This is a genomic window from Fructobacillus tropaeoli (assembly GCF_016860625.1).
GTDB classification, from domain to species: Bacteria; Bacillota; Bacilli; order Lactobacillales; family Lactobacillaceae; genus Fructobacillus; species Fructobacillus tropaeoli.
This window is the reverse complement of record NZ_BOJU01000006.1, coordinates 82647-95856: the sequence shown is the minus strand read 5'-3', so window position 1 is coordinate 95856 and position 13210 is coordinate 82647. Positions and strand designations below refer to the sequence as shown.

At 47.2% G+C, this 13210-nt stretch carries 2 protein-coding genes; both read left to right on the top strand.

Annotated elements, in window-relative coordinates; translation table 11 throughout:
- Positions 1–355: 355 nt before the first annotated feature.
- Positions 356–1972, top strand: a complete 1617-nt coding sequence (locus FT12353_RS08235) for a hypothetical protein (protein WP_203619380.1) — start codon at positions 356–358, stop codon at positions 1970–1972.
- Positions 1926–12881, top strand: coding sequence for an LPXTG cell wall anchor domain-containing protein (locus tag FT12353_RS08230; RefSeq protein WP_203619379.1), 10956 nt, complete (start codon positions 1926–1928; stop codon positions 12879–12881). Before FT12353_RS08235 ends, FT12353_RS08230 begins: the two co-directional genes overlap by 47 nt.
- The last annotated feature ends 329 nt before the right edge of the window (positions 12882–13210 follow it).

Genomic DNA, 13210 nt, shown 5'->3' with positions numbered 1-13210 from the left:
AGAAACGCTTGTGCTAATATAAGGGCACAAAAACAATATAAATACGCTGTACTGTTTGTTTTGTTTTCTGTGAATTTCAACACTTATCGTATATTGCAGGCGAAAGTTAAATTAGAAAGGAAGCGGAAAGTGACCAATCAAATTTCAATCCATTTTGAGGGCTGCCTTAGCTTAATTTAAGACGCTTTTAGAAGCTTTAAAATTTGTTTTAGCATGAATAGCCAACAATAAGAACGGTGCTGATACTTACTAATTTCTAAGTCCGGTGTTTTCCACCACATTAAGGGTAGGAAGAAAGGTCAGTGTTTATGTTATATAACAAGAGAACTCTTCGAAAAGTAGAAGATAAAAAATCATGCGAAAGGTGAAGAGCCAATGGGTTGTCGTCTCATTGGCTAGTTTTGGTTTGTTAGCAGGTGTCACGGCCGTCCAACGAGTTTCGGCTGATACCACGACACAACCTGCTGCTACAACAACCTCGCAAACCCCAAGCAGTTCGTCTAGTGGCAGTTCGGTGACTTCAACAAGCACATCTGTCAGTGCATCGACGAGTGCTTCAACAAGTGCATCGACGAGTGCTTCAACAAGTGCGTCTGTTAGCGCATCGACAAGTACATCTCTGAGTGCTTCAACAAGCGTGTCTGCAAGCGCATCAGCTACTGCAACGACCAGTAATTCTGGCTCAGTGGCAAGCAACTCTACCACAGCCACCAGTAATTCAGGCTCAGCGGCAAGTAATTCAGCTGCAACCACGGGCGACTCGGGTTCAACAACAAACAATTCTGGTTCAACGAACGTGGCAACTGCTAGTCTAGGAAGTACACCTGTAGTTAATCTTGGGGCAAGCGATGTGGTGGCATCGTCAACCTCAGAATCTGAGACACCTGCTGAACAAGCCGCAGCCCAACAGGGGATGGAAGACGCCTTTCAAGGGAAAGCTAATGCTTCTTCTTCTGAATTGGGTCAGGCGGTAAATTACTACAACGCCGCCTACAGTGGTGCTCAGGCTGCATTGGCAGCTTACAATGCTGCCACTCAAGGACAGGGAGCGAGAACACAAGATTATACCTACTATGGCAATACCGCCTCCAAGAAGAATGATGATGGAACCACGCACACCACAACAAATGATACCAGTGGAAAACCACAACAAGATGGTAGCACCGATGATGTCAACCAAGGTGGAGCGGATAACCCGAAAGAAGCCTCTGCTAGTGCTAGCACGTATGAAACTACTTTAAATAATAATCTGGCTTCTCAAACAAACGTTTCTGTTAAAACATCCTCTTCTATTAGTATTCCAACAAGCCAAACGACATCAATCGTCAATGCACGGACTAGTTACCAAAGTGATACTAATTTGGCTGCCAGTTTTGATGCTGGTGTGGCCTACGCCTTTGGTCAGTTAGGTCAGGAAGATGCCGAAAGTGGAAAATGGCAAGGAATTTATTCTGGATCTAATGGCGCAACCAAGGACCAGTACCTCGCTAGTGCAGCGAATGATACAAGTAATCCCTATGACCAGGCTTATCGTGGTGCTGTTGCTGCGATGAATGCATACTTTGATGGCAGCAATAACTACAAGGGCAATACTGCCGTTGCTGCCTCTTCGACTGGCAATACTTACTACGACCAAGGATACAACGATGTCGTCAACCAGGCTAAAAATGGGATTGCTTATGTTCAAAATGGGAATCAGTTCTCGGCTGTTTTGACAGGGAATGCTAGTATCGGTGGTTGCGGAAATGTTGCCAGTGGAATCAATACAATCCGCTTAGCAAATGATGTTGACTTCAAGAATGTCAGCAACGGTGAAAATGATCAATCAACGAATGCTAACGTCGGTACTTTCACGATTGATGGTCAAAACCACATGATGGATTACCACGGCATGGATTACACCATCAATAATGTGAAAGACCTTTGTGAAAGACCTTTATGTACAAAACTTCCAAACGCTGTACGGGGCTAACTATTATGGTCCATACCGCGCGGTTGGTGGAGCAGCTATTCACTACGGTAATTTGAATTATGTTGGTTCAGAGTTGTTAAGCTCTGGTGGTAATGATGCCTACTTCTTTGGTAATGTTAACGTTATTACGCCCAATAATAACTCGGCCATTTACAACTCGCCTTTCCAGTCAAATGTACCCCTTGAAGGTGGTGGAAATCAGGAAAACTTGGAAGTTAACAACTTCATCTTGCAAGCTGGTGCCCATTACTTTGGGACGACTTCACCTGTTGTCGGTGGTAACAGTATTATTGTTCAAGGTAACTTTACAGTTGATACTGGAGCCAAAATGACAATAGTGCCACGAGGTCAAGGCCCTGAAAATAGCCAAGATGGTTCTGCTTTCGGAATTATGTTGATGGGTAATAACGCTTCCTTGAACATCAAGAAGGATGCGACCGTTAACATTATTCCCGGTCATTACAATGGTAATTCAACCGTCCTTGCAGGTGGTGTTTTTGCTAATGGAAATACCACGATTAACATTGATGGTGGTTCTTTAAACTATGAAGGAGAAAATGGAGTCTCTGGTTCCTACAACGAACCAATTGACCTGTACCACTCAAACAACGTCATCAACGTCTTTAATGGCGGGTTGCTACAGGCCATTGTGGACAGTATTCCCTCTTCAAATAATTTAACTTCTTATTACGGTATTGTTGCCAACCCTAATAACGGTAGTTTTAACGTCGGTTCAAAGGGTAGTTTGAAGATTGGTATTACGAATTCCGATTCAAATGCCGGCGTTCCTTACTATGGCCCAATCAACATTAACTCTGTTGGTGGGACACACGTGATCATGATTAAGCCGACCGCGGCCAAGTCTTTCCAAACAACAGCTGGAACGAATGATACAGCGACCGGTGGTGCTATTACTGCCTATACAGTGGCCATTACACAAAGTGATGGAACTAAGCAGTATTTGTATTACTTTAACTTGCCATCAGGGTCTACGACCTATACCGGAACTGATTTGAATGGAAAATCAGTCACTGGACAAATATCTGGTAATACCTTGGATATTGCGGATGTGCCTGCTGTTCAGGTTGTTGGTCCGTTGACTAAGACATCAAATTCTGATGGCTCGACTACCGTTACAGGATTTGTTAAATTAACCAATTATGCAGAATTAAACAATAGTCCTCTTTATGTTGGCGTGGCCACTGGAACAAGTGGATCGAAATATGATGATTTGACTAATAAAGTTACTGGGGAAAATTTGACGGATGCTTATTCATCCGCTGACCCTTATACCTACACGACCTCGGTCTCAACGCAAGGCTATACTGGTGGCCTTTTGAAGGTTAGTTATAATATTCCAGCTGGGACATCGACCGATTATGTCGGTATGCGTTTCCATTATGGGATTAACTCTGTCAGCACGATTCTGACTCCTTCTGCTTACAGTACTACTGAGGAAGGATTTAAGGCAGATCCAAGCAATCCTGGCAAAGTGACACAGGATACAACTAATGGCGACATGGTGGTTGCTACTGGCTCAACAACTATGGGTCAGAGTGGTATCCAAGACGGTATTACGGATGCCGAAAACAATAACAGCGCCCAAAAGAGTAGTGAGCCATTTAATACGCAGACAAACGATGATTATGTGGCCGGCTATACTAGTGCTCAAGCTGGTTATAAGGCTTATTCAAATCAGACTGCTAATCAAGATTACACCCAGACGGATGCCTACAAAAATTCAAGTAACCCAACCGCCTTTACCCAAGGTTATAATGCTGCCGCGTATGACACAGGTTTGCACGATGCAAAGTTGAGCCAAAATAATTCAACGAACTCAGATTATACACGGGCTCAAACCGAATATAATACGGCTTACACCAACGCATTAAGCAACCCAACTGCTTCGTTATCTACTAGCGCAACCAAAGCACAGACTCAAGGATACGAAGATGCCCAAGGGGTGGCAGCCTTTATTAAAGATGAACAGGCTGGTAATATTTCTAGTACCACTTCTAGTCCGAACTACAAAGCCTTGAGTGCAGACCAGCAAGTTTCTTACAATGCTGCATTAACCGGCTATAACCAGGCTATGACGGTTAGTCCGACATCCGATGATCCGGATGGCAATGCTACCAAGGCTGAAGTTGCTGGTTTTGAATATGGCCAGTCATTAATTAATGGTGGTTTGTCACAGTCATTACCAAATGCTACTGCCAGCCACATGAATAACTTGACTGCAGCTCAGATTGGGTACAATACTGCTAAGCAGGCGGTTGCAGCGGCTACGGCTAACGGTTCGTCTAGCACTGAAGCACAGACTACAAATGCACAATCTTTGCCAGCCGATAGTGGAACAACAGATGCTACCTTCGATCGCTACGTTAAGTACGGTGCTTATGCTGCATTGAAGAGTGAATCGGACAGTGGCTTAAACCAATATGAAGAGGTTGGTTATTCAAAGGTCGTGAGCGTTTCGGCTTACCAAGATGGTTTGAACGCCTATAAGAATAACAAGGGTGCGACACCAACGGGGATTGATGCTGAATCAACTGCCGGCCAAACTTCCTTTGCACAGGGTTATAGCGATGGTCAGAAGGCCGCAGCAGCGGGTATTCAAAACTTTAAGAATGGTACTGCCCAACCTACTGGTACTGATACGATTTCTTACATCACAAGCCAAGCACAAGCTAGTGCCCAACAAGGATTTGCTGATGGGGATGCTGGTAAATCAGCTACATCACCTGATACATCTTATGATTCAGCCTATACGTCCGGCTATAATGCTGGTCAGTCAACTAAGTTAGCAACAGACGATGCTAAGAACGGTACAAATCAAGAGAGTTCTGCCAATGATTCAGCAGCTTACACCGATGCGAAGAATGCTTATGCAGACGGAGCATCGGCTGCAAAATCAAACAATACTCAATCATCAAAATCAGCTGACCCGGTATACCAAGCAGCCTATAATCAGGCGTTGGCAGATGCTGCTAGTGCGCGAACTCAAGCTATCCAGGATGCGGAAAATGACCATGGTCAAACCAAGGGTTCGAGTCATAGTTATTCAGCGAATAGCAATGTACAGGCATTAGCTGAACAGGCTTATACGGATGCACAAAGTGCTTATGCTGCCGAAATTTCTGGTAGTGGTGCACCAACGAGTCCAAATGATGCTCAGCAAGGTGGTATTACAACAGCTGACAATGATAAAAAGTATGTTGACGAAACAGTAGCTAACCAGACACCGAATGTGACGGTTACATCTGATAAACCAACGGTGGTTTCAAGTGAAATCACAGCAGCACAAGCCGCCTTTAAGCAAAACCCAGATGCCAGTGACAGCTTGAATGGCACTGATCCACTGGCCAACTACGCTTATAAGGCCGAAATGGATGCCTTGCAGAAGCAATACCAAGCCGGAATTGCCGATGGTAAGGCTGGAACGAGCCCAGCAACCACTGCCAGCGATGCTGAAAAGAAGGGGGCTAGTGACTACACGGCTGGATTGAATGCGGCGGTCAATGGTCAGACCATTACCAATCCAACCAGTGGTAATACAGCTGGAGAAGATGCCCTTGATTCATTCAAGAAGGGTTATGCAGATGCCCAAAGTGGTACGGATGATAGTAATTCGAGTGATCCAGTGCAAAAGGCCGCTCAAGCGGCTGCCAGTGCAGGTTTTGCTGACGTAATAAACAAGTCAGTTAAAACCACTGATGAAATTAATGCGATGAATCCAGTGGCCCAAGTTGCCTACCAGAAGGCAGTTAAAGAAGCACAGGCGGATGCCGTGCAAGGTGCTCAAGACTTTGTCAATGGTAAGGATAGTCCGGATACAAGTACAGTAACCGGCAAGGCACAGGCAGCCGGCTATAATGATGCTAAGACAGGATATAGTGACGGTGAGAGTGGCAAGACTGCAGCATCGACTGATAATCCAAACTATATGGCGGGTTATAACGCCGGTAAGAGTGAGACGAGCGGTTATAATGACCAGACTGCGCCCACAACGAATGCATCGCAAGCAGAACAGGATGCTTATAACGGTGCAAAAGCCGGAGCAGCTGATGGTATTGCAGGCAAGAAGCCAGCCGATAATTCAGCTCAGTCAAAAGCTTATCAAGATGCTTATACCAAGGCCTATCAGGATGCCCAAACTGGCTATCCAGCTGGTTATGCGGCCGGTCAAGGCGGCGGCACGCCAAGTGAACCTAATAACCCATCTTATATGAAGGGTTACAATGCCGGTACAGCAGCAAAGCAAGCTTTGACCGATGCTCAAAATGGTGTAAGCAATCCAAGTGGTGTGACGGATCAAACAACCTATAATGATGTCCAAAGTGGCTATCACGATGGGGTTATGGCCGTGGAAAAGAATGGTGCAAGCACTTCAACTACTGCACCAAGTGGAGATGCGCCATACCAGGTAAGCTATGGCCAAGGGGTCAAAGATGCGCTTGCAGCTCGAGTAAAGGCCATCCAGGATGCTGACGATAATCATGGCCAAGCTAAGAGTTCAAGTACAACTTACTCTGCAAATAAGGATGTGGAATCAGTCGCTGAACAGGCTTATACTGATGCCCAAACTGCTTATGCTGAAGCCGTTTCAGGTGCTACAACACCAACGAGCCCAAATGATGCTCAGGCAAGTGGTGTAGCAGCAGGTACCAATGATAAAAATTACGTTTATGCCACAGTGGCGAACCAAACGCCAAGCGCAACCGTTTCATCTGCTAAGTCAACGGTTGTTTCAACGCAAATCACAGCAGCGCAAGCCGCCTTTAAGCAAAACCCAGATGCCAGTGACAGCTTGAATGGTACCGACCCACTGGCCAACTATGCTTACAAGACTGAAATGGATGCCTTGCAGGCTCAGTACAAGAACGGAATCGCCGATGCCAAGGCAGGTACAAGCCCAGCAACTACTGCCAGCGATGCCGAAAAGCAAGGTGCTAGCGACTATACAGCCGGATTGAACGCTGCGGTCAATGGTCAAACGATTGCTAACCCAACAAGTGGTCAGAAGGCTGGAGAAGCCGCTATTGATTCCTTCAATAAGGGTTATCAAGATGCCAAGAATGGTACGGATGACAGTACTTCAACTGATCCAGTTCAAAAAGCAGCCCAAGCAGCCGCAACGGCAGCCTTCAACGATGTGAAGAACAACAGCGTCCAGACATCTGATGAAATCAAGACGATGAACCCAGTGGCTCAGGTTGCTTACCAAAAGGCCTTGACTGAGGCCCAAGCAGATGCTGCCAAGGGAGCTCAAGCTTATGTCAACGGTGGTGCTCGTCCAGATGACAGCACGGTAGATGGCAAGGCCGCCGCCGCCGGATATGATGCTGCTAAGGCAGGTTACACGGATGGCAAGAGCGGCACTGCTGCAACATCAACTGACCCAAGTTACACGACTGGTTATAACGCTGGTAAGAGTGAGGCAAGCGGTTATGATGACCAGAAGGCCCCAGCAGCAGATGCGTCACAAGCTGAAAAGGATGCCTACAATGCAGCTAAAGCTGGAGCAGCTGATGGTATTGCCGGTAAGCAGCCAGCAGATAACTCAACCCAGTCGCAAGCCTATAAGGATGCCTATACCAAGGCTTATCAGGATGCAACAAATGGTTACAATACTGGTTACGCCGCGGGCCAAAATGGTACGAAACCAAGTGCTAGCCAAGCAGCCGACCCATCTTATATGAAGGGTTACAACGCTGGTCAAGCAGCAAAGCAAGCCATTACTGATGACCAAAATGGTCAAAATAATGCAAGCAGTTCAGCTGATTCGACAACCTATAGTGATGCTCAGCAAGGCTACCATGATGGCGTTATCGCCACAGGCAAGACCGGTGTGAATACGCCAAACGCTACGGCAGCCAACGGTGATGCTCCATACCAGGTAGCTTATGACCAAGCTATTAAGGACACGAACGCAGCCCGTGAAGTCGCTTACCAGGATGCTGATAATGACCATGGTCAAACCAATGGTTCAAGTTATAAGTATTCTGCTAATAGTGATGTACAAACGGTAGCGCAACAAGCTTATACCGATGCTCAAACTGCTTATGCTGAAGCCATCTCTGGTGTTACAACACCAACGAGTCCAAATGATGCTCAGGCAAGTGGTATTACGACCGCCAAAAATGATCAGACCTATGTTGATGATACAGTTGCCAACCAATCACCAAGCGCAACGGTTTCATCTGCTAAGTCAACAGTGGTTTCAGCTCAAATCACAGCAGCTCAAAAAGCCTTTACGGCTAACCCAGATGCTTCTGACAGTTTGAACAGCACTGATCCACTCGCTAACTACGCTTATAAGACTGAAATGGATGCTTTGCAGAAGCAGTATCAGTCCGGAATTACAGATGCCAAGGCAGGAACAAGCCCAGCAACTACGGCCAGTGATGCCGAAAAGCAAGGTGCTAGCGACTATACAGCCGGATTGAACGCTGCGGTCAATGGTCAGACTATTGACAACCCAACCAGTGGTAATAAAGCTGGAGAAGATGCTATCAACTCCTTCAATAAGGGTTATCAAGATGCCGTGGATGGCAAAGATGATAGTAGCTCCGCTGACCCAGTTCAAAAGGCCGCCCAAGCAGCTGCCACTGAAGCCTTCAACGATGTGAAGAACAACACCGTCAAGACTTCTGATGAAATCAAGACGATGAACCCAGTGGCTCAGGTCGCCTATCAAAAGGCAGAACAAGAGGCCCAGGCTGATGCTGCCAAGGGAGCTCAAGCTTATGTCAATGGTGGTAGTCGTCCAGATGATAGTACCGTAGATGGTAAGGCAGCTGCCGCCGGATACGATGCTGCTAAATCAGGCTACACTGATGGCCAGAGCGGTAAGGCTGCAACATCAACTGACCCAAGTTACACGACTGGTTATAACGCTGGTAAGAGTGAGGCAAGCGGTTATGATGACCAGAAGGCTCCAGCAGCAGATGCGTCACAAGCTGAAAAGGATGCTTACAATGCGGCCAAGGCCGGCGCAGCCGATGGCATTGCCGGCAAGCAGCCAGCTGATAACTCAACTCAGTCGCAAGCCTATAAGGATGCCTATACTAAGGCTTATCAGGATGCAACAAATGGTTACAATGCCGGCTATGCTGCAGGTCAAAATGGTACGAAACCAAGTGCTAGCCAAGCAGCGGACCCATCTTATATGAAGGGTTACAACGCTGGTCAAGCAGCAAAGCAAGCCATTGCTGATGACCAAAATGGTCAAAATAATGCAAGCAGCTCAGCTGATTCGACAACCTATAGTGATGCTCAGCAAGGTTACCATGATGGTGTTATCGCCACCGGCAAGACGTTCAACAACACGCCAAATGCTACGGCAGCCAACGGCGATGCACCATATCAAGTAGCCTATGACCAAGCAATCAAGGATACGAACGCAGCTCGTGCAGTTGCTTGCCAGGATGCCGATAATGATCATGGTCAAGCTAATGGTTCAGGTTACAAGTATTCAGCTAACAGCGATGTGCAAACAGTTGCTCAACAGGCTTATACTGATGCTCAAACCGCTTATGCTACAGCTATCTCCGGTGCTACGACACCAACGAGTCCAAATGATGCGCAAGCAAGTGGTATTGCCACGGCTAAAAATGATCAAAGTTACGTTGACGCAACGGTGGCTAACCAGGCACCAAGTGCAACAGTTTCAACTGCTAAGTCAACCGTTGTTTCAACTCAAATCGCGGCAGCACAAAAGGCCTTCACGGCTAACCCAGATGCTTCTGACAGTTTGAATGGTGCTGACCCATTAGCCAACTACGCTTACAAGGCAGAAATGGATTCTTTGCAGGCCAAGTACAAGGCAGGAATCCAAGATGCAGCTGCGGGCACAAGCCCAGCGGCAACTGCCAGTGATGCCGAAAAGCAAGGTGCTAGTGACTACACGAACGGATTGAACGCAGCCGTCAATGGCAAGACCATTACCAATCCAACGAGTGGTAATAAGGCTGGTGAAGCGGCAGCTGATTCCTTCAACAAGGGTTATCAAGATGCCGTGGATGGCAAAGATGACAGTACTTCTACGGATCCAGTCCAAAAAGCAGCCCAGGCAGCAGCTAGTCAAGCTTTCAAGGATGTCACAAATGGTACGATTAAGACTCCTGATGAAATCAATACGATGAATCCGGTAGCCAAGGTTGCGTACCAGAAGGCAGAGCAAGAGGCTGAAGCCGACGCTGCGAAGGGAGCTCAAGCTTATGTCAACGGTGGTAATCGCCCAGATGACAGTACAGTTGCCGGTAAGGCAGCCGCTGCCGGATACGATGCCGCCAAGGCCGGTTACGAAGATGGACAAAACGGTAAGGCCACTGCATCAACGGACCCAAGCTACACGACTGGTTATAATGCCGGTAAGAGTGAGGCAAGTGGTTATAGTGACCAAACCGCACCAGCAGCCAATGCACCACAAGCCGAGCAAGATGCTTATAACGGTGCGAAGGCCGGAGCAGCCGATGGTACCACAAGTGCAACGAAGCCAAGTGACCTTGCAACGAAGTCACAGGCTTACCAGGATGCCTATAACAAGGCCTACGCCGATGCGCAAGCGGGTGCAAAGGCCGGTTATCAAGATGGTTCACAGAGTGGTACACCAACGGATTTCTCTGGCAAAGATGACATTTACAAGAATGCCTACAACACCGGTAAGGCAACAGCTACCGACGAAGCCGAATCTGGTGCCAGGGATTATGTAGCTGGTAAGAGTGCACCAACAGCGGATACGCCAGCTGGTCACTATGGCTACAACCAGGCAAAGACAGCGTTTGCCGATGCGAATGCCGGTAAGGCATCGCAGTCAACGGATCCTTCATACAACATTGGTTACAATGCTTCAAAATCAGAACAACAAGCTGCAAGCGGTTCTGAGAAGGGCAACACCAACCAAGGTCAAACAGCAAGCGATCCAGCTGCTTACACTGATGCTGCCAAAGCCTATGCCGATGCCGTTACAGCGGCTCAGGCAGGGAACACGGCAACAACGACAGTGACGGACCCTGTTTACAAGCAAGCCTATGACCAAGGTTTGAACGATGCAGAGGCAGCACGACAAGCAGCAATCCGGGATGCCAATGCTAACCACGGTTTGAATGTTGATCCAGCAAAGGTTTATTCAGGAAATTCAGCTATCCAGCTCTTTGCCCGTAAGGTTTATGCAGAGGTTCAAAGGGCTTATGCGGACACACTGACTGGTAAAACGCCAAGCAGTCCAGATAGCACCCAGCAACAAGGTGTGGCCACTGCTAATAACGACAAGGTCTACGTCGATGCGACTGTTGCTGGTACGACGCCAAGTGCCACAGTTTCAGATACTAAGGCTACGGATGTCTCAGATGCCGTTACAGCAGCACAAAAAGCCTTTGCGGCTGACCCAGATGCTAGTGACGATTTGAATGGTACTGATCCATTGGCTAACTACGCTTATAAGGCAGCCATGGATGACTTGCAGGCAAAGTATAAGGCCGGTGTTGCAGCTGCAGGTAATGTCAACGAACCAGGCAGTTCAGCTGATGCAGCTACGCAACGTGGTGCAAACGACTTTAACACTGGTTTGAATGCTGCACTGAGTGGTCAAACCATCACGAACCCAACGTCTGGTGAAAAAGCTGGAGAAGCGGAAGCCAATGCCTTTAACCAAGGTTATGCCGATGCGCAAAACGGAGTCGACGACAGCAATGCCAAAGACCCTGTCCAAAAGGCCGCCCAAAAGGCTGCAACTCAAGCCTTTAGCGACAGTCCTGATTTCAAGACGGATGCCGAAGTGAACCAAATGGACCCAGTTTCAAAGGCCGCTTACCTCAAGGCAGAAGCCGAGGCGAAGAACGAGGCTGCCAATGGTGCCAAGAACTTCGTCAATGGCCAAACGACGCCGAATAATGGAACGGTTGCTGGTAAGGCGGCTGCAGCCGGCTATGCTGATGCCCAAAAGGGTTATAACGACGCGAAGGCAAACGTTCAGCCAACTGCTGCCGAGCAGGCCGATGCCAACTATATGAAGGGTTACCAGGCCTATAAGGACAGTCAGACTGGCTATAACAATGCCGGAACGCAAACGAAGCCTGCCGACGATGCGCCACAGCCAGAAAAGGATGCCTATAACGGTGCCATTGCTGGTGTAGCCGATGCGGTTGCTGGCAAGGCCAAGGAAAGCGACTTGGCTACTAAGTCACAGGCCTACCAGGATGCCTATAACAAGGCCTATGCAGCTGCTCAAGCCGGTTTGAATGATGCCGATAGTGAGAAATCAGCTCAGTCAACCGACCCTGATTACATGACGGGTTATAATGCAGGTAAGAAGCACATCACAACTGTGGATAACACAGCTCAAAGTGATGCGTTATCCGGACTTGCTCCTCAGGATGCTAACTTGAATGCACAGGACAAGGCAGCCTATGATCAGGCTTACAGTCGCACAATTGCTGGTTTGAATGACGGTGCCAATGGCGTTCCAGAAGCCATGCCAGATGATTCAAACTATCAGAAGGGCTATGCTGCCGGTGAAGCCGCCCGCGCATTGTTGGCTGATAAGCAGAACAATACGCACACGACCGTGGCTGATCAGGCAAGTTATGACTTGGCTGCCCAAGCATATGAGCAAGCTGAGGACGATGTTGCCAATGGCCGTCCAAAGAGTCCTAAGAATCAAAGCCCTGTTTATGTTTTGGTTTATGACCGTGCCTACGACTTCTTGTTGAATGAAAAGAACCAGAAGAAGACACCACAGCCAGAACCAGTAGCACCTGTTGAGAGTGCACCAACTCCAGCACCTGTACTACCACAAACAGGCGAACAGCAAAATGTTACAGAAAATAGTGGCCTCGTTGCTTTGTTGCTTTCATCAATCCTTGGATTGGTTGCAACGGCAAAGCGCAAGCGCAACGATAAGTAAGTTTCATTGGTAAATTAGTTTAGGGACTATTGCTTAGGCATTAGTGTTTAAACTCAAAAGGAAGTCCAAGAAATAATTTTCTTGGGCTTTTTTTGATGTCCGACGTTTCAATTTAAAATTTATCATGATAAATGACTAAAACGATAATGGCGTTTAGAGTGATAGTGCTTTGTTAATTTAGAAAGAGATAAAAATCAGTGCTGATATAGTCTGTTTATCTTTTCTAATGTTTTTTAAATTTTTTTATAAAAATGCTTCGTCACCTTGATGAAGATTGAAAATAAAGTTGAAATATTTTGAAATATTTTCTAATGGATGAAAGCTCTTTT